Source organism: Rhodococcus sp. 14C212, assembly GCF_011058195.1.
Taxonomy (GTDB): Bacteria; Actinomycetota; Actinomycetes; order Mycobacteriales; family Mycobacteriaceae; genus Rhodococcus; species Rhodococcus aetherivorans.
The window spans coordinates 63,839-86,830 of sequence record NZ_JAALEH010000010.1 but is presented as its reverse complement, the minus strand read 5'-3'; the positions used below and the strand labels follow the sequence as shown (position 1 = coordinate 86,830).

Genomic DNA, 22,992 nt, shown 5'->3' with positions numbered 1-22,992 from the left:
GCGGACGTCAGGAAGCCGGTTGGACAGCACCGGCCCGGCCGCGCGAGGCTGGCAGACGTGACGTCGACCCGGCCCGTGCTGACCACCCCCGTGCTGCTGCTGATGGCGGCGGCCACCGGGTTGTGCGTGGGCGGCAACTACTTCAACCAGCCCCTGCTCGACTCGATCGCCGCCGCCCTGGGCACCTCCCACTCCGCCGCCGCAGCCACCGTCACCATCGCCCAGGTCTCCTACGGCCTCGGCCTGCTGTTCCTGGTGCCGCTCGGTGACATGTTCGACAAGCGCCGCCTCACGGTGGCGCTCATGCTCGCCGCCGCGGCCGGCCAGGCGCTCAGCGGTTTCGCCCCGAGCATCGCGGTGCTGGCCGTCGGCACGGCGATCGCCGGGTTGTTCTCGGTGGCCGCGCAGGTGCTGGTGCCGTTCGCCGCGACCCTGGCCACGCCGGAGCACAGCGGCCAGGCCGTCGGGACGGTGATGAGCGGCTTGGTGCTCGGCATCCTGCTCGCCCGAAGCGTCGCCGGGCTTCTCGCCGGCGTCGGCGGGTGGGCCACCGTCTACCGGGTGAGCGCCGCCGTGATGGTCGTGGTCGCACTGGCCCTGTGGCGGGTGCTGCCGACGTCGCGGCCCGCCGAGCGCATCGGTTACGGGACCACGCTGCGTTCGCTCGGGACCCTCGTGCGCACCCAGCCGCGGCTGCGCACCCGGTCGCTGCTCGGCGCCCTGTCGTTCGCGTCCGTGAGTGCCCTGTTCTCGACGATGGCGTTCCTGCTGGCCGGCGAACCCTACGGTTTCGACGAGGTGCAGATCGGGCTGGTAGGCCTGGCCGGGGTGGCCGGCGCGGTGATGGCCAACGTCACCGGCCGCCTCGCCGATCGTGGACTCGCGCAGCTCACCTCGGGCGTCGGCGCGGCGGTGCTCGTCGCGTCCTGGGCCGCGCTGGCCGCCGGCGCGTACTCGCTGGCGTGGTTCCTGATCGGGATGGTCGCGATCGACCTGGCGCTGCAGGCCATCCACATCAGCAACCAGAACATCGTCTACGCGCTGGCTCCCACGGCGCGTTCCCGTATCAACGCGGTGTACATGACGACGTACTTCATCGGCGCCGCTGCCGGCTCGGCGCTCGGCGCGGTCGCGTGGACGAGCGCCGGCTGGACCGGGGTGTGCCTGTTCGGTGTCGCGGCGGCCGTCGTGACCGCCCTGGTGTGGGTGGCGGATCTGCGGGTGGCACGACGGGCCGTCGCCGTGCCGGCCTGAGGTGCTAGCGGACGGCGGGCTGCGCGGCGTGTGCGGACCGTCGCGCGAGGACCGGAAGGATCGCCAGCGAGACCGCCGCACCGGTCAGCGCCAGGGCCGGGAACCCGGCCGCCGCGACGACGAGCCCGGAACCCAGACCGCCGCCCGCCCCGGCCAGTGCGACGAACAGGTCCGCGGTGCCCTGCGTGGCCGCGCGGGACTCGAGCGGCACCGCATCGGTGACGAGCGCGGTGCCGCTCACCAGGCCCAGGCTCCACCCGAAGCCGAGCAGCCCCAGCGCGAACGCGAGCGCCGCCACCGAGTGCGGCGGGGCCAGCGCCGCGGACACCCCGGAGGCCAGCAGGACGAGGCCCGCGGCGGCCGCGACCCGGTAGGGCCCGACCCGATCCACGAGCATCCCCGCGATCGGTGACGGCAGGAACATCGCCGCAACGTGAATCGCGATGACCACGCCCGTCGCGCCGACGTCGTGCCCGTGATCGCGCATGTGGATCGGCGTCATCGTCATCACCGCCACCATCACGAGTTGCGTCACGATCATGACCACGGCCCCGGCGGTCACCGCGGGGGTCCACTGCCGGTCCGGCGCCGGCGTGTCGCCGGCCGGCGTCGGATCCTCGCCCGCGGTGCCGCTCAGGGTCTCCGCGGCGGTGCCGCTCAGGGCCTCCGCGGCGGCCCGGCTGCGGGCGAGCAGGAGCGGATCCGGGCGCAGCAGCACCCACAGGACGACGGCGGCGAGACCGTAGGCGACGCCGGAGAGCACGAACGGCCCGGACAGCCGGGGAATGCCCCACGATTCGGCGGCGTCGCCCATCACGGTGGTTAGGTTCGGGCCCACCACCGCCCCGAGGGTCGTCGCCACCAGCACCGTGCTCACGGCGCGGCCTCGGCGCGCCGGGGCCGCCAGGTCGGCGCCCGCGTAGCGCGCCTGCAGGCTCGTCGCCGTGCCCGCTCCGTAGACGAACAGGGCCGCGAACAGCAGCACCGCGGTGTCGAGCGCCGCCGCGGCCACCACGCCCGCGCTGCCGATCGCGCCTGTGGTGTAGCCGAACGTCAGGCCCCCGCGGCGCCCGGCGCGCTGCGAGATCCGCCCCACGGCGACGGCCGCGGCCGCCGACCCGATCGTGAACAGGGCGCTCGGCACCCCGGCGAGACTCGTGCTGCCCAGCATGTCCTGCGCGAGGAGCGCGCCGACGGTCACGCCGGCGGCCAGGCCCGCGCCGCTGAGGGTCTGCGCAACCACCAGCACGGTCAGGACGCGGCGCTGTTCCGGGATCGGTTCGGTCACAGCGGGGAGGGTACGCCGGTAACGTCGGCGGTGACCCATCGGTGAGGAGGCACGGTGACCGATTCGGAGAAGGTCGAGAACGAGAACGCCCGCGTATCGCGGATCTTCGACGAGATGTCGAAGAACTACGACCGCGGCATGGGCCTGGTCGAGCGGCTGATCCTCGGGCCGGCCCGGCACTGGGCGGCCGCGCAGGCCCGCGGCCGCGTCGTCGAACTCGCCGTCGGCACCGGGCTCAACCTTCCCCTGTACGGGCCGGAGGTCGAGCACGTCGTCGGCATCGACATCTCACCGAGGATGCTCGAACTCGCCCGGGCAAAGGCCGCCGCCGATCCGCGCGTCGAACTGCGGGAGGGCGACGTACAGGCTCTCGACCTGCCCGACGCGAGCGCCGACACCGTGCTCTCGACCTTCACGTTCTGCACCGTGCCCGACCCGGCCCGCGCCGCCGCCGAGGCGTACCGCGTGCTCGTCCCCGGCGGCCGCGTCGTCCTCGCCGAGCACGGGCCGTCGACGAACCGGGCGCTGCGCGCCCTGCAGCGGGGCATCGAGCCGCTCAGCATCCGCTTCGGCGCCGACCACCTGCTCCGCGACCCCGCCCCCTATCTCACCGAGGCCGGGTTCGTCGTCGACGACGTGCACCGCACCGGGCGGATGGGCATCGTGTTCCGGGTGCTCGCGCACAAACCGGCGTGACCTCCCCCCCGAGCCGAGCGAACGTGCCATCGCGTCGATCTGAGGAGATGAGCGATACATTCGCTCGGTTCGGGAGGGATGTCGGCACCGGAACCAGCGCGGAGGTGCGCCTAGAGATCACCGGTCACCGGAAGCAGCCGCAGCTCCCGCGCCCGGGTGATGGCCTCGACCCGGGTGTGGACCTCGAGCTTGCGGTAGATGCTGCGCAGCTGCGTCTTGACCGTGTTCGGGGAGACGAACAGGAGCCGGGCGATCTCGCTCTGCGGTGATCCGTCGGCCAGCAACGCGAGCACCTGCCTCTCCCGCGGGGACAGCTCGACCCGCACGACCTCGTCCGGGAACACCGCCCCGACGGAACCGTCCGGCACCGCAATACCGCTGCGCTCGACGAGCTCTCGCCGATGCCGGTCCGGCACGGTGGTGAAGGCGCGCCGATTGCCGAGCGTCCGAGCGAGCGTGCAGGCGCGCTCCCAGCACACGATCGCGGACCGGGGATTGCCGAGATCGAGCTGCACGGCGGCGTCCAGCAGCAACGCCTCGAGATGGGCCCGCGGGAATCCACAGTCCGGCCACGACACCCGCGCGAGCTTCTTGGCGGCCCGGCCGGGACTCCCACCGAGCAGATCCACTCGCGCGTCGGAGACGACGAGTATCGGATGGTGCCGGGGCTCCTGGTCCGCCACGGCGCGGGCCAGGTTGCCGTTGCCGAGAGCCAGGTGCAGGTCGATCTCCGTCGCGGTGAGCAGCGTCCGGGAGAACGCGCCGTCGCCGTGCCGGTGGGCGTGGCCGGCGACGGTGTGGTGCAACCACGTCAGACCCGCGTACGCCTCGAGGGTGAGCAGGGCGTGCTGGGCGTGGGCGTAGGCGACGAACCCCCACAGCTCCTCCCGATCGCTGGGCACGCCGAGCAGCTCGATCATCGACTCGGCCGCGCCGACGTCGAGCGCGTCGAGGTGGGTCAGGGCCGCGGCGACCCGGCCGCCGACCTTGACGAGTTCGCCGAAGAGCCCGTCGGACGGTTCCGTCGTCGCCTCCCGGGCGAGCCATCGGCGGGCGCGCGGGACGTCGCCGACCAGAGCCCAGTTGAGCGCCGAACTACCCGCGGCGTTCTGGACGATGTAAGGGGTGTCCGCGGCGACACCGCCGCGGTAGGCCAGCTCGAACTGCCGGTTGGATTCGGCCAGCTCCGCGACCAGCTGGAAGGTGATCGCCCACTGGACGCGCAGCAGCGGCAACTGCGGGGTGATGTTGTCCGGCTGGTGCATGAGCATGCTCTGTACCAGCGGCTCGAGCCGCCGCGTGCAGTCGGCGCCCTGGACGAAGTCCCCGGCGACACGCAGCGCGAGCGACTGCACCGTCGCCAGGTGCAGGACGTTCGCGGCGTCCGGTCCGGCGCCGAGGGTGTGCAGCTCGTCGGGTTCGTTCGGAAGTGACGCCCGCAGGATGGGGTGGTCGGCGAGCATCTGCACGAACAGCGCCCGTCCGGCGAGCACCGCCGGGTGGTCCTCGAGAAAGTCCTCCGGGATCGTCCGCAACACGAGGATGAGCACCTCCAGGTGCTCGGAGACCATCTCGCCCCAGCTGCGCTCCACGATGCCCGCGGCCATCGTCCAGTTGCGAGCCTCCGCCGCGTACACCGCGGCCTGCGCCGGCCGGCCCGCGTCCCGGTGCAGGCGCGCGAGAAATGTCATCCGCTCGTCGACCCGTGCGGGCTCCTCCTGCCGGGCCTGTTCCAGTACCGCCGACCGCAGGGCCGACGGCCACGACCACGTCCGTGTCTCGTCCGCCTCGTCGACGACGAGCAGGCCTCGCGCCTCGAGGCGGTCGAGCAGCGCGGCCGGATCGGGCCGGCCGGTGAGCTCGGCGGCGAGTTCCGCGTCGAGATCGCGGGCGGCGGCCACGCACATCGCGAACGCCCGCTCCTCGGCGGTGAGCGTGTCGAGCAGACCGGACGCGAACCCGGCGATGGCGACGGCCAGGTCGGGGGACGGCCGGCCCTCCTGGTCGACCGGTGCGCCCCGGTGCAGCCGTGCGACGTTCAGAGCGCCCGAGATCAGCTGTGGCAGCCCGCCCAGGGCCCGGCACAGGTCGCCGTACTCGTCGGCCCCGAGTTCCGCCCCGGCGGCGCGGAAGAGTTCCGCCGTCTCCCGGGGCGTGAACCGGAGGTCGTGGGCGGAGACGAACGTGCAGTCGAGGCCCGCCGCGGCCACGGTGGCGGAAGTGGTGCTGCCGCGAAGACAGACGGCGACGTCCACGGACGGGCAGCGATCCAGCAGCTGCCGGATCGTCGGCAGCAGGTCGTCGAGCGCAGTGCCGGGGAGCCCGTCGAGGACGAGCAGGGACGGCGTCCGGCCGAGGGCCGAGGCGAGCCGCTCGGCCGGGTCGCCGCCCACGACACGGTCGCCCAGCACCGCGCACGCGTCGGACCAGATGCGGTCCGGTGTCCCGTCGTCCGTCGCCACCGGCACCCACGCGACGTCGCGCCCGGGCGCGCCGCCGCCGTGCAGCCAGGTGGCGAGCAGTGTGCTCTTGCCGAACCCCTCCGGTGCATGGACCACCGTCAGTGCAGACCCGCGGTCGAGCATCTCGAACAGGCGAGGACGGTGCAGCGCGGTGGCCAGCGCCCGCCACGTCGGTACCCCCGTACGGCCGGCGCCGGGGACACTCACGGCAACTCCTCTCGATCGGTCGGTCCACGCAAGCCTGCATGTGCGGGCTCCACCGATACTCCGGTGTCCCCGACAGACCCTTCGGCACGGGCAGACTACCTGGTCTCTTACGGATCGAGGGGAGGGATGTCCGGTATGCGTAGTCCCACCGGGTGATATGTACGACGAGGGGGAGGTTGTCGACTGCGGCACTCGAACGATGCCGCGACAACCTCCCCCTCGGGGCGAGAAGTTCCCTATCGGGTGGCGCTGAGCCGGGCCTTCTCCAGGGCGGCCAGGGTGCGCAGGACGGTGGCCTTCTGCTTCTCGAGATCGCCGCGGCGGGCACGGGCGGCGAGGCCGGACTGCTCGGCGACGAGGGCGAGCTGCGCGTCGATCGCGGAGAGCTGGTCGAGCAGCGCGAGGGCACGGTTCTGGATCTCGTCGACGTCGACGGCGCCGGTGCGCACCGGCGCGGAGGCCGGCTCGGAGGCGGCGCGCTGCGACGGGCGCGTCGAGGACGTGCGCGGGGTGGAGGGCCGGCGCGCCGGGGCGGTCTCGGCGACGACGGCGGCGGCGCGGGGGCGCAGGGCCTTGCGGACGAGGGCGGGGTCGGGTTGTTCGGCGAGCCGGATGTCGTTGAGGGCGCGGCGTGAGTCGCGGGCGGCCTTGCGGTGCTCGTACTCCTCCTCGTCGTCCGACTGCAGGGTGCCGCCGATGGGACGCAGGCCGTACATGCCGACGAACTTGCGCGCCTCGTCGATGATCGACTCGTGCGTGCGGCAAGTGGCGCAACGGGGTTCGTTGCGGAACTCCTCGACGGAATCGGTGTCGCCGCACCAGACGCAGGCCCCCGGCCTCCACCGCCGGACGGTCTCGAGTTTCGCGTTTTCGGTGGGGGCCTCGAGGGTCTGAGCGTCGATCACGAGGAGCCACCTTAAGTCAGAGCCGGCCGGGTCGGTCGGGTGGGTCCTGCACGACCTGCGGCTGAGGGATGTCGGAGTGATGAAGATCATGTTAACCGTCGGCGTCCGGGCGGCAAAGTCTTGTGCCACACGACTTTCCATACCGATCGGTTTGCCGGATGGGCTCGGAATCGACCGCGATGCGAACGCTTTTCAGGCGGCGGTGGCGGCGGTCAGCCACTCCACGAGCGGCCGGACGTCGCGCCAGGCGGTGCGCACCTCGTCGAGGGTGCGCGGCGTGTCGAGCCAGTCGGGCGACGGGTGCTCCCGCGCGGCGGTGAGGGACTTGTGCCGCAGCAGGTCGAGACGGGGGTGGTCCTCCGCGACGCCGCGCGGACGGGTCTTCAGCCGTTCGCCGCCGATCTCGTACCCGGCCCGGCGCAGCCGCCGCACGAGCGTCTCGAGCCGGGGACCGTGACGCGAATCGTCCACGGTGGCACGGTATGCGGAGACCTGCGCGGACGAGCCCGCGTAGAAGCCGCCGGCGATCCGCAGCCCGGCGGCGTCGACCTGCACGTAGAACCCGACGCCGGGCCCGGTCTGCACGAATCCGCCCTGATGAGTCTTGTACGGCGACTTGTCCGCGCTGAAGCGGACGTCGCGATGTGGACGAAACGCCTTGCCCGGGCCGAACTCCGGTTCGAGTTCCGCGAGCAGGGCAAGCATCGGGCCGCGCACGCAGTCGTCGTAGACGCCCTTGTGCGCGGCCCAGAACGGCTTGCTGTTGTCCGCCTCGAGGTCTTCGTAGAAGTCGAGGGCGGCAACGGGGAAGCCGGTGAACATGCCGGGTGTCCTTTCGGTCCGGTGACGGTCCGAAAGTACACCGCCTTCCGCGACTACGCGGAACCGTTGAACAGCGACGTCACCGAGCCGTTCTCGAACACCTCCTGGATGGTGCGCGCGAGCAGCGGCGCGATCGACAGGACGGTGAGCGTCGGGAACCGCTTCTCATCGTCGATCGGCAGCGTGTTGGTGACGATGACCTCCTCGGCGCCGCACGAGGCGAGGCGCTCGGAGGCGGGGTGCGAGAGCACGCCGTGGGTGGCGGCGATGACGACGTCTCCCGCGCCGGCCTCCTTCAGGATCTTCACGGCGCCGGCGATGGTGCCGCCGGTGTCGATCATGTCGTCGATGAGGATGCAGGTGCGGCCCTCGACCTCACCGACCACGCGGTTGGACTTGACCTGGTTCGGCACCAGCGGGTCGCGGGTCTTGTGGATGAACGCCAGCGGGGCGCCCCCGAGGGTGTCGGCCCACTTCTCGGCGACGCGGACGCGGCCGGAGTCGGGGGAGACCACGGCGATGTTCTCGACGCCGTACTTGTCGCGGATGTACTCGGCGAGCTGGCCCTGGGCGTGCATGTGGTCGACGGGGCCGTCGAAGAAGCCCTGGATCTGGTCGGTGTGCAGATCGACGGTGATGATGCGGTCCGCGCCGGCGGTCTTGAGCAGATCGGCGATCAGGCGGGCGGAGATGGGCTCACGGCCGCGGTGCTTCTTGTCCTGGCGGGCGTACGGGTAGAACGGCAGGACGGCGGTGATCCGCTTGGCCGATCCTCGCTTGAGCGCATCGATCATGATGAGCTGTTCCATCACCCACTGGTTGAGCGGGAACGGGTGGCTCTGCAGCACGAACGCGTCGGAGCCGCGCACGGACTCCTCGAACCGCACGAAGATCTCGCCGTTGGCGAAGTCACGCGCGGTCTGCGGGGTGACCTGGACGTCGAGCTCCTTCGCCACCTGCTCGGCCAGCTCGGGGTGGGCCCGGCCGGAGAAGAGCATCAAGTTCTTCTGGTTGTCGATCCAATTGGAGGTCACTGGTCCTGGCCGTCCTTATGCCGTTCGATCTCTTGCTGCTGCCGTGCTGCAGACGCTGCCTCGGCCGCGGGGGTCCCGGGTCGGTTTCGCTGGACCCAGCCTTCAATATTGCGCTGTGGCGCACCCGACACCGCAAGCGCCCCCGGCGGAACGTTGCGGCGCAGGACCGTGCCGGCGCCGGTGTAGGCTCCGTCGCCGACCGTCACGGGCGCCACGAACATGGTGTCCGACCCGGTCCGGACGTGGGATCCGACGACCGTGCGCGACTTGTGCACGCCGTCGTAGTTGACGAACACACTCGAGGCCCCGATGTTCGAGTACTCGCCGATGGTGGCGTCGCCGACGTAGGTCAGGTGCGGCACCTTCGAGTGCGGCCCGATCTCGGCGTTCTTGGTCTCCACGAACGTGCCGATCTTGCCGGATTCGCCGAGGTCGGTGCCCGGCCGCAGGTAGGCGAACGGCCCGACGGTCGCGCCCTCGCCGATCACGGAGTCCGACCCGTGGGTGCGCACGACCGACGCCCCGGCGCCGATCCGCACGTTCGTCAGCGTGGTGTCCGGGCCGATCACCGCGTCCTCGTCGACCACGGTCCGGCCGTGCAGCTGCACCCCGGGGTGCAGGGTCACGTCCCGGGCGAGGACGACGTCGACGTCCACCCACGTGTTGGACGGGTCGATCACGGTCACGCCCGCCCGCATCCAGTGCTCGAGGGTGCGCCGGTTCAACTGCGCGGCGAGCGCCGCGAGCTGCACCCGGTCGTTCGCGCCGGCGACCTTCGTCGCGTCGGCGAGCTGGGCGGCGAACACCGGCAGGCCGTCCTGCCGGGCGATCGTGACGACGTCCGTCAGGTACAGCTCGCCCTGTGCGTTGTGGGCCCGCAGCCGGGTCAGCGCACTGCGGAGGAACTCCGCGTCGAAGGCGTAGATGCCGGCGTTGACCTCGTTGATGGCAGCCTGCTCGGCGTCGGCGTCGGCCTCCTCGACGATCTCGCGAATGTCACCGTGGCCGTTCCGGACGATGCGGCCGTACCCGGTGGGGTCGTCGGCGAGGAACGTCATGACGGTCACCGCGGACTGCGCCGGTTCGGCGAGGTGCTCGGCTTCCAGAGCCTCGAGGGTGTGGCCGTCGAGCAGCGGGACATCGGCGTTGGTGACGACGACCACGCCGGAGAAGTCGCCGGGCAGCGCGTCGAGCCCGCACTGCACCGCGTGCCCGGTACCGAGCTGCCGGTCCTGGATCGCGATGGACACCTTGCGGTCGAGCGTCTCGGCGATCTCGGCGGTCGCGGCGGAAACCCGCTCACGTTCGTGCCCGACGACCACTATCAGGTGGCTCGGGTCCAGCTCGGCGGCCGCGTGCAGCGAATGGGCGAGCATCGTGCGACCACCGAGTGTGTGCAGCACTTTCGGGGTCTTGGACCGCATTCGCGTACCCGCCCCGGCCGCCAGAACGACAACTGCGGTCTGCACTTGCATGAAGCTCCCTCGACGTTCGACATGCGCAGGTTCGGCACCGGCAGGGGAGCTCGCCGGCCCCGACTGCCCTGCTCCGCCGCCAGGACTCGAACCTGAACTATCTGAACCAAAATCAGAGGTGCTGCCGATTACACCACGGCGGACTGCCGCATTCCCGGCGCCGACGCCCCGGTCATGCGTCTGTGATCCTCGCATGCCGCCACACCCGGAGTCGAACGCGGGGCCGGGCGCGTCGCCGCCACGGATAGGCTGACCGCAGCCCGCCGCGCGTCGTCCCCGGTGTTTTCCGGTGTCACGGGTCCGGCCGGGTGCCGGAAAGGATGTACACGTGTCGAAACCGTCGCAGAACCACGCCGACCGCAGCCCCCGGGTCCGGATGACCGGGACCCAGCGCCGGGAACAGCTCATCGAGATCGGGCGGGCGATCTTCGCCGAGCGCGGCTACGAGGCGGCGTCGATCGAGGAGATCGCCCAGCGGGCCCAGGTCTCCAAGCCCGTGGTCTACGAGCACTTCGGCGGCAAGGAAGGCCTGTACGCCGTGGTCGTGGACCGGGAGATGTCGACCCTGATGTCGATGATCAGCGCGAGCCTGACGCAGAACCGCTCGCGCATCCGGGTCGAGCGGGTGGCGCTCGCCCTGCTCACCTACGTCGAGGAACGCACCGACGGTTTCCGCATCCTCGTGCGGGACTCCCCGGTCGCCGCGGAGGAGGGCACGTACTCGTCCCTGCTGAACGAGGCGGTGCGGCAGGTGGCGCACATCCTCGCCGGCGACTTCTCCCGCCGGGGCTTCGACCCGGACCTGGCCCCGCTGTACGCGCAGGCGCTGGTGGGCATGGTCGCGACGGCCGCCACGTGGTGGCTGGACGAGCGCAGCCCATCGAAGGAGGTCGTGGCCGCCCACCTGGTGAACCTGTGCTGGAACGGTCTCACCCATCTGGAGGCGAATCCGCAGCTCGGGACCGACTGACCGGGCGATGCGAACTCCCGATCGCGCCCCTACCAGGTGGTATCGTTGCCCAGCCGACTCGACGAGCAATTGCGAGGTGATCGTGGTACCCAGCGGAGCGGCGATCGGCGTCGATCGTCCGGGTCGCCGGGCGGCGCCGAGCCCGCATCGAGGGGGATGAATGGCCCGGCAGGTTCGCGCCGAGGTGACGCGCGATTCCGTGTTGCGCGGCGCCGCGGAAGTGTTCATGAATCTCGGCTACGCCAACGCCAGCCTCAACGAGATCATCCAGCAGTCCGGGGTCACCAAGGGCGCGCTGTACTTCCACTTCGCCTCCAAGGAGGAGCTGGCCCGCGCGGTCATCGACGAGGGCTTCGCCCGGCTGGGCTCGGCCGGGCTGAGCGCGATCAGCGACCGCACCCCCGCCCTCGAGACCATGATCGAACTGTCGGTCCTCACGGTCGATGTGTCCCGCGCCGATCCGATCGTGCGCGCCATGTTCCGGCTGGTGATCGAGATCGGCGACTACCGCGGGTCCGGGGAAGGGGTCTTCGCGATCTGGCTCTCGACGGTGCAGGATCTCGCCAAGCGGGCCCTCGCGGAGGGCGACCTGAGCGAGGAACTCGAACCGGACGCGGTGGGCCTGCTCGTGCTGCAGGCCCTGACCGGGGCTCGCGCGGTCGCGGCGGCACTGAATCGTCGTGACGAGCTCGTCGAGCACCTCGAGAACATGTGGCGCCTGCTGGTGCCCGCGCTGGTGCCCGCCGACAAGGTCGAGTACTTCCGGCAGTTCGTCTCGCGCCGGCTACGGGTGTAGCCGGGCGATTGCGTTCGGTGTCTCCGCCTGACACGATCGCCGCCGTGACCCTGGGACCGTTCGACGCGGACGCGGCCGGTGCGGCACTCGCCCGCACCCTGGACGAGCTCGGCGCCGCCGCCGCCGTCACCATCACCCCGGTGCCGGCGATGCTCACCACCGCCCAGGCGGCGGACGTGCTCGGCGTCGGTCGCCGGCACGTGAGCCGCCTCGTCGACGACGGCACCCTGCCGTCCCGGTTCCGCGGCCTGCACCGCCGCATCCGCCGCGCCGACGTCGTCGCCTATGCCGAGCAGCGCGCGGAGACCCGGACCCGGGCCCTGGACACCGTCGCCGACCTGAGCCGCCGCGACGGCCTCTACGACGACGACTTCTAGGGGGAACGGACTTGCCGATCCGAGCGGTGCTCGACGCGCCGGCGCTGACGCCGCCACGCGTGCGCGACGTGATGCTCGCCCTGGCCGAAGACGCGCTGTTCCAGCCCTACTGGAGCGACGGCATCGTCGCCGAGGTGGAGCGGCGGCTGCCGGCGCACATGTCGCGCCCGGCGCGGGACTTCCTGTTCGCCGAACTCGAAACCGCCTTCCCGGAGGCCCGGGTGACCTGGCCGGCCACGGTGCTGCGGGAGGTGCCGTACGTCAGCGATCCACGCGACGCGCACCTGACCGCGGTGGCGCTGTTCGCGCAGGCCGACGTCGTCGTCACCACCGACGCCGGTCTCGCTCGCTCGCTCGAGCGGGCCGGGGTCGAGCCGCAGACGCCGGACGCGTTCGTCGCGTACGTGCTCGACGCCGAGCCGCAACGTTCCCGGCGCGTGCTGCTGCGGATGGCGCGACGGCGGTGGCTCGGGCCCGGCGAGGAGAGCCTCGACGCCGTCCTGCGGTCCCGGCTGGTCGCGTGGGCCCGGCGCGATCTCGGCGACAACAGCGCCGATCTGCTGGCCGCGGACCCGGTCCGACCGTGACCGGACGCCCCCGGTGGTCCTGGCAGCCCGAACCGGACACCGCATAGACTCGGACGGTCCTCTTCTCGAACCCAGGAGCGCCCTTCCCGTGTCCGACGTGTCCGTCACCCCCCTGTCCGGATTGGCGCGGATCGCGCTGGCCGACGCTCAGCTCGAACGTGTGGCCGCCCTCGCCGGGACCGCCGAACAGGCCCTGGTGGCCCCGCCGTCGGCCCGGCCGTTCGTCGCCGCCGCACTGGCCGCGAAGACGCCGCTGCTCGTGGTGACCGCGACCGGCCGCGAGGCGGACGACCTGACGGCCGAGCTGCACGAGATGCTCGGCGACGTCGTCGCGCAGTTCCCGTCGTGGGAGACGCTGCCGCACGAGCGGCTCTCGCCCAGCGCCGACACCGTCGGCCGCCGGTTGCAGGTGCTGCGCCGGCTCGCCCACCCCGAGGACCGCGACTACGGCCCCGAGCTGCGGGTGATCGTCGCGACCGTGCGTTCGCTCGTGCAGCCGATGGCTCCGCGTCTGGGCGACATCGAGCCCGTCACCCTGCGGGTCGGCGCGGAGCACGACTTCGACGGGCTGATCGAGCGGCTCGTCGAGCTGGCCTACACCCGCGCCGACATGGTCGGCAAGCGCGGCGAGTTCGCGGTGCGCGGCGGCATCCTCGACGTCTTCCCGCCGACCGCGGACCATCCGGTGCGTGTCGAGTTCTGGGGCGACGAGGTCACCGAGCTGCGCCCGTTCTCCGTCGCCGATCAGCGGTCCATCCCCGAACTCGAGGTCGGCACCCTCATCGCCCCGCCCTGCCGGGAGCTGCTGCTCACCGAGCAGGTCAAGGAGCGCGCGGCCCGGCTGGCGCAGGACAACCCGGCCGATGCGGCGCTGGTGGAGATGCTCGACAAGATGGCCTCCGGCATTCCGGTCGAGGGCATGGAGGCGCTGCTGCCGGTGCTGCAGACGGGCGAGCTGCAGTTGCTGACCGACGTCGTGCCGGCCGGCACGCACGTGTTGCTGTGCGATCCGGAGAAGGTGCGCACCCGCGCGGCGGATCTGATGCGCACCGGCCAGGAGTTTCTCGAGGCGTCGTGGACCGCGGCCTCGCTCGGTGGTGCCGCGCCGCTGGACACCGCCAACATGAAGGGCGTGGATCTGGCCGCGTCGGCGTACCGGTCGCTGACCCGGGTGCGGGAGACCGCGGAGGCGGCCGGCCGGCCGTGGTGGACGCTGAGCCCGCTGGCGTCGGGCGCCGACACCGAGGTCGTGCTCGACGTGCAGTCGGTGCCGGAGGTGCGCGGCTCGGAAGAACTGCTGACGATGCTCTTCGCGAACCTGCGCGCGCACGTCACCACCGGCGGGCGGGCTGCGATCGTCGTCGCGGGTGCCGGCACCGGGCAGCGGGTGCTCGAGCGTCTGCAGGAGAACGACGTGCCCGCCGCGCGTCTCGATCCGGGCGCCGAGCCGGTGCGCGGCACGGTGGGGGTGCTGTGCGGCGCGCTGCACGACGGCGTGGTCCTGCCGGGCGACGGCGGGGACGTGCCCGGCCTGGTGCTCGTCACCGAGTCCGACCTCACGGGCAACCGGGTGGCCGCCGCCGAGGGGCGCCGCACGCCGGTCAAGCGTCGCAACCAGGTCGACCCACTGGCGCTCACCGCCGGGGACATGGTGGTCCACGACCAGCACGGCATCGGTCGTTTCGTCGAGATGGTGGAGCGGACCGTGGGCGGTGCCCGCCGCGAGTACCTGGTCATCGAGTACGCCCCGAGCAAACGCGGGCAGCCGGGTGACCGGCTGTTCGTGCCGATGGAGTCCCTCGATCAGCTCTCCCGCTACGTCGGCGGCGAGATGCCCGCCCTGAGCAAGCTCGGCGGCTCCGACTGGGCCAACACGAAACGCAAGGCGCGCAAGGCTGTTCGTGAGATCGCCGGGGAGCTGGTGCAGCTGTACGCGGCGCGCCAGGCCGCGCCCGGGCACGCGTTCGCCCCGGACACCCCGTGGCAGAAGGAAATGGAGGACGCGTTCGCGTTCACCGAGACCCAGGATCAGCTCACCGTCATCTCCGAGGTCAAGGCCGACATGGAGAAGGCGGTCCCGATGGACCGCGTCGTCATCGGCGACGTCGGCTACGGCAAGACCGAGATCGCGGTGCGCGCCGCGTTCAAGGCCGTGCAGGACGGCAAGCAGGTCGCGGTGCTGGTGCCCACCACACTGCTGGCGCAGCAGCACCTGCAGACCTTCACGGAGCGGATGGCGTCGTTCCCCGTCACCGTCAAGGGCCTGAGCCGCTTCACCGATCCCGCCGAGTCGAAGGAGACGATCGCTGCGCTCGCCGACGGCGAGGTCGACGTCGTCGTCGGCACCCACCGGCTGCTGCAGACCGGCGTGCGCTGGAAGGACCTCGGCCTCGTGATCGTGGACGAGGAGCAGCGATTCGGCGTCGAGCACAAGGAACACATCAAGGCGCTGCGCACGCACGTCGACGTGCTGACCATGTCCGCGACGCCGATTCCGCGCACCCTGGAGATGAGCATGGCCGGCATCCGCGAGATGTCGACGATCCTCACCCCGCCGGAGGAGCGGCACCCGGTGCTCACCTACGTGGGCGCCTACGCGGACAAGCAGGTCGCCGCCGCCATCCGCCGCGAGCTGCTGCGCGACGGGCAGGTGTTCTACGTGCACAACCGGGTCAGCTCGATCGACAAGGCCGCCAAGCGGATTCGTGATCTCGTCCCCGAGGCGCGGGTGGCGGTGGCGCACGGACAGATGAACGAGGACACCCTCGAGAAGACCGTGCAGGGCTTCTGGGAACGTGAGTACGACGTCCTGGTGTGCACCACCATCGTCGAAACGGGCCTCGACATCTCCAACGCCAACACGCTCGTCGTCGAACGTGCCGATTCGCTCGGCCTGTCGCAGCTGCATCAGCTGCGCGGGCGTGTCGGCCGGTCCCGCGAGCGAGGGTACGCGTACTTCCTGTACCCGCCGGAGAAGCCGCTGACCGAGACGGCGTACGACCGGCTCGCCACGATCTCCCAGAACTCCGATCTCGGCGCGGGCATGGCCGTGGCCATGAAGGACCTCGAGATCCGCGGCGCGGGAAACGTGCTGGGCGCGGAGCAGTCCGGTCACGTCGCCGGCGTCGGGTTCGATCTGTACGTGCGGCTCGTCGGCGAGGCGGTGGAGGCGTTCCGGGCCGCCGCGGACGGCCGGCCCGTCGCCACGGAGGAGGCCGCCAAGGAGGTGCGCGTGGACCTGCCGGTCGACGCCCACATCCCGCCGGACTACGTGACCTCCGACCGGCTGCGGCTCGAGGCCTACCGCAAGCTCGCCGCGGCGCACGACGACGACGCGATCGCCGCGGTGGTCGAGGAACTCGTCGACCGCTACGGCCCGCTGCCCGAGGAGGTCGGCCGGCTGGTGTCGGTGGCCAAGCTGCGCCTGTTGTGTCGCGAGTACGCCCTCGAGGAGGTCGCGGTCTCCGGCACCCAGCTGAAGATCTCGCCGATGCATCTGCCGGATTCGAAGCAGATGCGGCTCAAGCGGCTCTACCCGGCGGCGCAGTACCGGGCCACGAGCGGCCTTGTGCAGCTGCCGTTGCCGCGGACCGGTGGGGTGGGCTCCGATCGGGTGCGCGACGTCGAGTTGCTGCAGTACATCGCGGACTTCCTGCTCGCCCTCGACGGCAAGGCGCAGGGTTCGGTGGACGTGCGGGTGCCGTCCGTCGCGAGCGTGTGACCGGGGCGAGTGCAGCGACGGGGAAGGTGACCGGGGCGAGTGCAGCGACGGGGAATGTGAGGCGAGGGCCGTGGCGGTGATTCTGCTCGACCCGTACCGGCCCGGATCGGTGCCGCTCGAGGCGGTTCCGCTGCTGACCGGGCCGCTCGCCTGTACCGACGACGTGCCCGCGGCGGTGCGTGAAACGCTGGGCGCTACAGCCGGATCCGACGCCGAGACGTTGGTGGCCGTCGACGTCGGGCACGCGGCGGTGCGCGAACGCATACGGCGGGGCGAGCGCGTGATCGTCGCCCCGCCCGCGCCGGGCGAGCGCCTGCTGCGTGCCGTGGACGTGATGGACCGGCTGTGGGGATTCGGCGGCTGGGAGGTCACCCAGACGCACGATTCGCTGCGCCGCTACCTGCTCGAGGAGACCTACGAACTGCTCGACGCGATCGAGGAAGGTGACCCGCACGGCCTGCGCGAGGAACTGGGAGACCTGTTGCTCCAGGTGCTGTTCCACTCGCGGATCGCCCAGGAGTCCGGCACCGACCCGTTCACCGTCGACGATGTCGCCGACACGCTCGTCACCAAGCTCGCGTTGCGCAGCCCACACCTGACCAACGGTCACACCGGCCCGATCGACGTGGCCGAGCAGGAGGCGGCGTGGGAGGTGGCGAAGGCGGCGGAGAAGGCCCGGCCCTCCTGCCTGGACGGCATCGCGATGGCACAGCCGGCGCTGGCGCTGACCGAGAAGGTGCTGACCCGCAGCGCCAAGGCGGGATTTCCGCCGGATCTGATACCGGAATCGCTCCGTTCGGTACGGATCTGCGGTGAGGGCAGCGCCGAGCAGACGCTGCGGACCGCTGTGGTGGCTTTCGCCGGCCGGATCCGCAAAGCCGAAGACGCCGCCGAAGCCGAGCGAGGCGAGCGAAAACCATTGTCGAGCGACGACTGGCGCAGGTATTGGCCGCAGACGTGAGCGGCGATGCCGGTCGGGGTCGCCCGACCCGGCAGGATGCGCCAGCCCGCCGCCCGCGGCCTAACCTTCCTGGCGACGTCCTGCACGTTGGCGGGTCATGCGCGCGAGCTTGCGGCCCACCCGAATCAGCAAGTCCTGCTGGCGCCGTGCATACAATTGAGCCACCGCGCGCCGGGCCCTGCGCCGCTGCTCGGCGCTCAGGTCGTACTCGGCCAGCGATCGCACCATTTCCCGGCACTCCAGTGTGGTCGCGATGTACGCCTGCCACGACGGTACGTCGAGCTTGCATGCCAGCATCGACGGTGTCGCATGCGTCAGGTGCCGTCGCGCCAGCACCTCCGGCACGTGCCCCCACGGCCCGGCAAGCGCCAGCTTGGCGGCGAACACCTCGTCTTCGCGCAGCATGTTCCGACGCTCGATGCGTACCGCGGGTTCGCGTCGGATCAAGCTGTACAGAGGGTCGACCAGTGGGATGTCCTCGTTCAGCATCCCCAGCATCGCGGTGAACCGCGTAACCGGATCGTCGGAAGCGAGGGCCGTGCCGTGGTACGGGCTGAGTCGTGTCAGGCCGTCCGGAGCGGTGTACTCGATTCGGTTCGTCACCAGCACCAGCCGGTCGTCGGCTGCGAACGCCTCCAGACCCCTGGAGATGCAGCGCGGTGCAAGCCAGTCGTCATCGCCCACCCACCGAAAGAAGGTGCCGGTGGCCAGCCGGAGCGCGCTGATGTAGTTGTTGAGCAGGCCCACGTTCACGGGGTGCCGGTGGTAGACGACCTGGCTGTGTTTCTCCGCCAGGCTGCGGCACAGCTCCTCGGTCCCGTCGGTGGAGGCATTATCGCAGATCACGAGTTCGATATCGGTGTGGTCCTGGGCGAGCACCGATTGCACCACGGCCTCGAGGCGATCCGCCCCGTCTCGAACGGGCAACCCGATGGACACCAGCGTGTCGGTGTGGCCCATCGGGCACCCCCTCGTCGCTCGGCTCGTGCATTACACCGCGCCTCCACGCCTCGGACGGAATGCTCGGGCCGGGGCGACGACAGGCCTGGCGGCTTCTTCGATCGGGCCGGTAATCGGTGGACCGGACACCGAGTCCGGCTCTCAGATACGTTCGAGCCAGATTTCCCGCCAGAAAGGCACGAATTCGCGGGGGCAGTTGGCGTTGTACGCGCCGCTGCAGACGACGTCCTCCAGCACGATGCAGGGGTTCTTCATGGTCAGCAACTCGCCGGTCTTCTCATCTATACACCTGGTGACCCGGGCCTGCACTCGTGCCGTGCGGCCGCAGTAGCGGGCCATCTCTTCCTCGAAGCCCATGCCCCGGTTCAACCGATCTTCGTTGAGCGTCAACATGATCTGGTCCTTGGTCTTGATGCGTACCATCTCGCCCCGTTGGAGGTTCAGCTGGGCGGTCGGCGTCCTTCCGACCGCCTTGCCGGCGACGAAGCCCCAGGGCAGCCCGTCGCGGAACCACAGCTTGCGCGGTAGCCGCCGCCTGCTGGCGTCCTGCAGGCGATTGAACAGGCTTACGAGAAAGGCCTTGATCGAGTCGATGGGACCGGCGTTTCCGGTCTTCACGTCCGTCACATACTGGCCGAGGTCGCGGAACGGCAGGCACGTCGGCGCGGCACGCATCAACTCGGTAGCCTGGCACGAATAGCGTGGTCGGCCGTCCGGTCCCGGTTCCTTCCGGGTGTTGACCTCGAGCAATGGAATCTCGATACGGCCGGAGACGGACGACGTCGGCGTTCCGGGGCCGACGCGTTTGAGCCAAGCTTCCTTCCAGTACAGGGAACACGCTGTCTGGCAGCCCCCGTGCGCGGAGCCGTCACAGCGCGAATCGGTCAGGTGGACCGCATTGTCCATCTTGTGGATGCCGCTTCCCGAAATGGTGTCGCAGAGCTTGTGCGCAACCTTGTGCACGGTCAGCCGACGGCCGCAGAACCCGAGCATCTCCGGCATGAAGGGCAGGTTCTCGAGCTCGCCCTGCTCGTCCAGCGTCGCGAGGATCTCTTCGGCGCTTCGGACCTCAACCAGGTCGCCGACGCGCAGGCCCGGAATGGTCGCGGACTTCGTCATCGTGAGTGTTTCCTTCCCTCCCGGGGGCTGCAGCGCGCCCTCCCGGGGGCTGCAGCACGTCGGATGTCTGTGGACCACGATTGCAGCGATCCGGGACGTCCTCCGCGCTGCGCTACCGGGCGATTCGTGTTCGGGATCGCCATCGGGACCTGTTCCATTTCGATGCTACCTCCGGCCTTGCCGTCGAATCTTCGACTCGGACGGAGCGCTCTGTCGAAAAGCGCCCCAGGATTTCGGTTCGAATCGGGGGTCGGGCGTGGCATCCGTCAGCCCACCGCGATGATCGATTTGGGGACACCCAGTATCCGTTCGCGCAGAATGGTCGCCGTGGGGAAGTAGTCGCGCATCTCTGTGATGCTCACCAGTTCGGTCCACAGAACCTCGTTGCGCGCCTCGTCGATGTTCGCCGGCTTCGTGTGGACCAAGGGCCAGTGTGCGGCGATAGCGACTCGGGCAGCGGCAGGCAGGAACTGCATTCCTGGAAAGAGCCAGTGCGGTTCGAGGGGGAAGTAACGATACGGCGTCTGAATCCAATAGTGCGGCGCGAGGCGGCGGACCTGTCGCGCCAGCTCCGCTCTGCGGGCATGTCCGCCCACGTGCTCGATGAGTGAATTCGAGAACACGATGTCGAAGCGGGAGTCGACGTCCGCCTGTGCAAGGACGCGGGTCGCATCGCACGCATCACCGAGGACGGGAACGAGCCGCCCGTCGTCGGACTCACCGGGCTCGAAGAGGTTGAGTACCGTAACGTGCTCGGGCCTGACCGGGGCACGGCGCCATGCCTCGATCGTTCCGCCGAGATCCAGAACCCGCATGTTCTCGATCGCCGGGAATGCCTCACGAAACATCTGCCAACGCCGCATCCTCGTTCTGGCGCCCAAAGATGTCGGAGAATCCACAAGTATGCGTCGCAGTTGGGTGCCGGCCACGGATCCCCCTCCGGTGATCAGGCTCTCGACGTTCGCAAGACGCCTATGCTATCACCGCCGTGCGACGACAGGGCCGATCTCGATCCGGTTCGATGCGCCGTTTGCGTGGTTCGTGCGTACTACGCTCGGTTCTCATGACCGGACCGAAGGTTCGTATCGCGATCCTGGGCATCAACTTCGCCCCCGAGCCGACCGGGATCGCGCCCTACACGACCCTTCTCGCGTCCGGATTGGCCGCGCGCGGGCACGAAGTCGAAGTTCTGACCGGTTTCCCTCATTATCCGCAATGGAAGCGCCTCGACGGAGGTTTCCGGTTCCGATCCGACGAAATCGAGGATCGCGTTCGTATTCGTCGCTTCGGTCACCACGTCCCGCGGGGTGCCACGGCAGCCGGTCGAGCGTTGATGGAGATGAGCTTCGGGCTGCAGCTTCTGCTCGCGCGATGGAACGGACCCGACGTCGTCCTCTGTGTGAGTCCACCATTGCTGGCGGCAGGACTGTCCGTGGTGCGCGCGCGGCTGTCATGGCGGCGACCTGCAATCGGCGTCATCGTCCACGACCTCTACAGCCGGGGGGCCGTGGAGGCGGCGGCGCTGTCGGGCTTGTCCGCCTCCGTGGCACAGGCGGTGGAATCTGCATTCCTTCGGTCGGCGGACAGCATTGTGGTAATCCACGACGGATTCGCGCAGATCCTCGAGGAGCACCTCGGCGTCGACCGCAGAAGAATACGCACGATCCGGAACTGGAACCATGTCGCACCACCGGATCCCGCGGCCAGTTCCGCATTCCGTGCCGCACACGGCTGGGATTCCGACGAGGTGGTGATCTTGCATGCCGGAAACATGGGCACCAAGCAGGGCTTGGAGAATGTTGTCGCGGCGGCCCGGCTGGCAGGTCGCGAAGGCCGCCGTGTGCGGTTCGTCCTGCTCGGTGACGGCAACCAGCGCGTTCGTCTGGAGGCTGCGGGCGCCGGGATCCCCACACTGCAGTTCCTGGCTCCGGTCACAGAAGAGAACTTTCCTTCGGCGCTCGGAGCCGCGGATGTGCTTCTCGTGAACGAACGACCCGGCGTCGCGCAGATGGCGGTACCCAGCAAGCTGACGTCCTATTTCAACTCCGGCAAGCCTGTCCTCGCGGCGACCGACGCGGACGGATTCACCGCGACCGAGATCGCCGCATCAGGGGCCGGTATCCGTATCCCGGCCGACCGGCCGGACCTGTTGCTCCGTGAGGCGGTCCGATTGGGCACGGACGGGGCGCTCGCCGCACACATGGGGGAGCAGGGACGTCGTTACTGCGCTACAACCTTGTCCACATACGAGGCCCTGGAGCGCTACGAGGAGTGGATCCGGGATCTCGTGCGCGAGTCGCGCAGGCAGAGGTCGCGCTGATGGTCAAGCGCGCACTCGTGACCGGCATAACCGGACAGGACGGGTCCTATCTCGCGGAGTTGCTGCTGAACAAGGGCTACGAGGTCCACGGAGTCATCCGCCGTGCCTCGACGTTCAACACCCACCGGATCGAACATCTGTATGTGGACTCTCACGTACCCGGCGCGAGGTTGTTCCTGCACTACGGAGAACTCCTCGACGGGGCACGGCTCACGGCGCTGCTGTCGGAGATTCGTCCCGACGAGGTATACCACCTGGCGGCGCAGTCACACGTTCGCGTGAGCTTCGACGAGCCGGAATACACCGCCGAAACAACAGCACTCGGAACCATTCGGCTGCTCGAGACGATTCACCAGATCGGACTCGACTGCCGCTTCTACCAAGCGTCGAGTTCGGAGATGTTCGGCGCATCGCCGCCGCCGCAGAATGAGGACACGCCGTTCCATCCCCGCTCGCCGTACGGCACCGCCAAGGTATTCGCCTACTGGACGGCACGCAACTACCGGGAGGCATATGGTCTCTTCACAGTCAACGGCATCCTGTTCAACCACGAATCACCCAGACGGGGGGAAACCTTCGTCACGCGAAAGATCACGCGTGCGGTGGCTCGCATCCGGGCCGGCCTGGATCGGCATCTGTACATGGGCAACGTCGACGCAGTCCGTGACTGGGGTTACGCACCCGAATACGTCGAGGGGATGTGGCGGATGATGCAGGCCGATACCCCGGACGACTACGTGCTGGCGACGGGAGAAGGCTATTCCGTGCGCGAATTCCTTGCCCTCGCGTTCGACCACGCCGGTCTCGACTGGGAGAAGTACGTGCGATTCGACGAACGCTACCTTCGCCCCGCGGAGGTCGACTCGGTGATCGGCGACGCAACGAAGGCCGGAGCGATCCTCGGCTGGAATCCTCAGGTGCGCACTCCCCAACTCGTGAAGATCATGGTGGACGCCGACCTCTCGGCACTCGAATCTCGCGGCGGTCACCGGATCGACAGACCCGAGCTGCCGGGGTGGGGCACCTCGTCGAACTGAC

General features: G+C 70.1%; 19 protein-coding genes and 1 tRNA gene. 10 read left to right on the top strand and 10 right to left on the bottom strand.

Annotation, left to right across the window (positions count from 1 at the left end):
* The first annotated feature begins 57 nt into the window (after window positions 1–57).
* Window positions 58–1,254, top strand: a complete 1,197-nt coding sequence (locus tag G6038_RS07525) for an MFS transporter (protein ID WP_346772768.1) — start codon at window positions 58–60, stop codon at window positions 1,252–1,254.
* A gap of 4 nt (window positions 1,255–1,258) precedes the next feature.
* On the opposite strand, the gene G6038_RS07520 is transcribed toward G6038_RS07525, so the two are convergent.
* Window positions 1,259–2,542, bottom strand: coding sequence for an MFS transporter (locus G6038_RS07520; protein ID WP_165037076.1), 1,284 nt, complete (start codon window positions 2,540–2,542; stop codon window positions 1,259–1,261).
* 54 nt (window positions 2,543–2,596) lie between these two features.
* On the opposite strand from G6038_RS07520, the gene G6038_RS07515 reads away from it, so the two are divergent.
* Complete coding sequence (locus G6038_RS07515) at window positions 2,597–3,238, top strand: methyltransferase domain-containing protein (protein WP_100058496.1); 642 nt, start codon at window positions 2,597–2,599, stop codon at window positions 3,236–3,238.
* Window positions 3,239–3,348: 110 nt separating this feature from the next.
* Here G6038_RS07515 and G6038_RS07510 read toward each other — a convergent pair whose 3' ends face one another.
* The 6 genes from G6038_RS07510 to G6038_RS07485 form a co-directional block, all read right to left on the bottom strand.
* A complete protein-coding gene (locus tag G6038_RS07510) occupies window positions 3,349–5,907 on the bottom strand; it encodes a LuxR C-terminal-related transcriptional regulator (protein WP_165037075.1) in 2,559 nt (852 codons plus the stop codon).
* Between the two features lie 236 nt (window positions 5,908–6,143).
* Window positions 6,144–6,812, bottom strand: a complete 669-nt coding sequence (locus tag G6038_RS07505; RefSeq protein ID WP_165037074.1) for a hypothetical protein — start codon at window positions 6,810–6,812, stop codon at window positions 6,144–6,146.
* A 192-nt stretch (window positions 6,813–7,004) separates the two neighbouring features.
* On the bottom strand, window positions 7,005–7,634 hold the full coding sequence (locus G6038_RS07500) for a DUF2461 domain-containing protein (protein WP_165037073.1): 630 nt from the start codon (window positions 7,632–7,634) through the stop codon (window positions 7,005–7,007).
* Between the two features lie 53 nt (window positions 7,635–7,687).
* Window positions 7,688–8,668, bottom strand: coding sequence for a ribose-phosphate diphosphokinase (locus tag G6038_RS07495; protein WP_165037072.1), 981 nt, complete (start codon window positions 8,666–8,668; stop codon window positions 7,688–7,690).
* Complete coding sequence (glmU, locus tag G6038_RS07490) at window positions 8,665–10,143, bottom strand: bifunctional UDP-N-acetylglucosamine diphosphorylase/glucosamine-1-phosphate N-acetyltransferase GlmU (RefSeq protein ID WP_165037071.1); 1,479 nt, start codon at window positions 10,141–10,143, stop codon at window positions 8,665–8,667. Before glmU ends, G6038_RS07495 begins: the two co-directional genes overlap by 4 nt.
* Before the next feature lie 71 nt (window positions 10,144–10,214).
* Window positions 10,215–10,286: transfer RNA gene (locus G6038_RS07485), tRNA-Gln, on the bottom strand.
* A gap of 233 nt (window positions 10,287–10,519) precedes the next feature.
* On the opposite strand from G6038_RS07485, the gene G6038_RS07480 reads away from it, so the two are divergent.
* The 6 genes from G6038_RS07480 to G6038_RS07455 all read left to right on the top strand — a co-directional run bounded on the left by G6038_RS07480 (window position 10,520) and on the right by G6038_RS07455 (window position 17,555).
* Window positions 10,520–11,113, top strand: a complete 594-nt coding sequence (locus tag G6038_RS07480; RefSeq protein ID WP_037201479.1) for a TetR/AcrR family transcriptional regulator — start codon at window positions 10,520–10,522, stop codon at window positions 11,111–11,113.
* Between the two features lie 160 nt (window positions 11,114–11,273).
* Window positions 11,274–11,909, top strand: coding sequence for a ScbR family autoregulator-binding transcription factor (locus G6038_RS07475; protein WP_029542131.1), 636 nt, complete (start codon window positions 11,274–11,276; stop codon window positions 11,907–11,909).
* Between the two features lie 44 nt (window positions 11,910–11,953).
* Complete coding sequence (locus G6038_RS07470; RefSeq protein ID WP_165037070.1) at window positions 11,954–12,286, top strand: helix-turn-helix domain-containing protein; 333 nt, start codon at window positions 11,954–11,956, stop codon at window positions 12,284–12,286.
* Window positions 12,287–12,297: 11 nt separating this feature from the next.
* Window positions 12,298–12,873, top strand: coding sequence for a PIN domain-containing protein (locus G6038_RS07465; RefSeq protein WP_165037069.1), 576 nt, complete (start codon window positions 12,298–12,300; stop codon window positions 12,871–12,873).
* Window positions 12,874–12,961: 88 nt separating this feature from the next.
* Window positions 12,962–16,594 carry a transcription-repair coupling factor gene (mfd, locus tag G6038_RS07460; protein WP_165037068.1) on the top strand — a complete coding sequence of 1,211 codons (3,633 nt, stop codon included), beginning with the start codon at window positions 12,962–12,964 and terminating at the stop codon, window positions 16,592–16,594.
* A gap of 70 nt (window positions 16,595–16,664) precedes the next feature.
* Window positions 16,665–17,555, top strand: coding sequence for a MazG family protein (locus tag G6038_RS07455; protein WP_165037067.1), 891 nt, complete (start codon window positions 16,665–16,667; stop codon window positions 17,553–17,555).
* Window positions 17,556–17,615: 60 nt separating this feature from the next.
* On the opposite strand, the gene G6038_RS07450 is transcribed toward G6038_RS07455, so the two are convergent.
* From G6038_RS07450 to G6038_RS07440, 3 genes are all read right to left on the bottom strand, one after another.
* Complete coding sequence (locus G6038_RS07450; RefSeq protein WP_165037066.1) at window positions 17,616–18,515, bottom strand: glycosyltransferase family 2 protein; 900 nt, start codon at window positions 18,513–18,515, stop codon at window positions 17,616–17,618.
* A gap of 141 nt (window positions 18,516–18,656) precedes the next feature.
* Window positions 18,657–19,634: a hypothetical protein gene (locus G6038_RS07445; RefSeq protein ID WP_165037065.1), complete on the bottom strand. Its 978-nt coding sequence runs from the start codon at window positions 19,632–19,634 to the stop codon at window positions 18,657–18,659.
* A 266-nt stretch (window positions 19,635–19,900) separates the two neighbouring features.
* Window positions 19,901–20,563, bottom strand: a complete 663-nt coding sequence (locus G6038_RS07440) for a methyltransferase type 11 (protein WP_165037064.1) — start codon at window positions 20,561–20,563, stop codon at window positions 19,901–19,903.
* 92 nt (window positions 20,564–20,655) lie between these two features.
* On the opposite strand from G6038_RS07440, the gene G6038_RS07435 reads away from it, so the two are divergent.
* Window positions 20,656–21,954: a glycosyltransferase family 4 protein gene (locus tag G6038_RS07435; protein ID WP_346772767.1), complete on the top strand. Its 1,299-nt coding sequence runs from the start codon at window positions 20,656–20,658 to the stop codon at window positions 21,952–21,954.
* Window positions 21,954–22,991: a GDP-mannose 4,6-dehydratase gene (gene gmd / locus G6038_RS07430; RefSeq protein ID WP_165037062.1), complete on the top strand. Its 1,038-nt coding sequence runs from the start codon at window positions 21,954–21,956 to the stop codon at window positions 22,989–22,991. The genes G6038_RS07435 and gmd overlap by 1 nt, the downstream gene beginning before the upstream one ends.
* The last annotated feature ends 1 nt before the right edge of the window (window position 22,992 follow it).

Bases quoted from the DNA above. Each gene is read 5' to 3' on its own strand.
- G6038_RS07445 (WP_165037065.1), bottom strand. From the start codon at position 19,634: ATGACGAAGTCCGCGACCATTCCGGGCCTGCGCGTCGGCGACCTGGTT.
- G6038_RS07480 (WP_037201479.1), top strand. From the start codon at position 10,520: ATGACCGGGACCCAGCGCCGGGAACAGCTCATCGAGATCGGGCGGGCG.
- G6038_RS07500 (WP_165037073.1), bottom strand. From the start codon at position 7,634: ATGTTCACCGGCTTCCCCGTTGCCGCCCTCGACTTCTACGAAGACCTC.
- glmU (WP_165037071.1), bottom strand. From the start codon at position 10,143: ATGCAAGTGCAGACCGCAGTTGTCGTTCTGGCGGCCGGGGCGGGTACG.
- G6038_RS07475 (WP_029542131.1), top strand. From the start codon at position 11,274: ATGGCCCGGCAGGTTCGCGCCGAGGTGACGCGCGATTCCGTGTTGCGC.
- G6038_RS07450 (WP_165037066.1), bottom strand. From the start codon at position 18,515: ATGGGCCACACCGACACGCTGGTGTCCATCGGGTTGCCCGTTCGAGAC.
- G6038_RS07435 (WP_346772767.1), top strand. From the start codon at position 20,656: ATGCGCCGTTTGCGTGGTTCGTGCGTACTACGCTCGGTTCTCATGACC.
- gmd (WP_165037062.1), top strand. From the start codon at position 21,954: ATGGTCAAGCGCGCACTCGTGACCGGCATAACCGGACAGGACGGGTCC.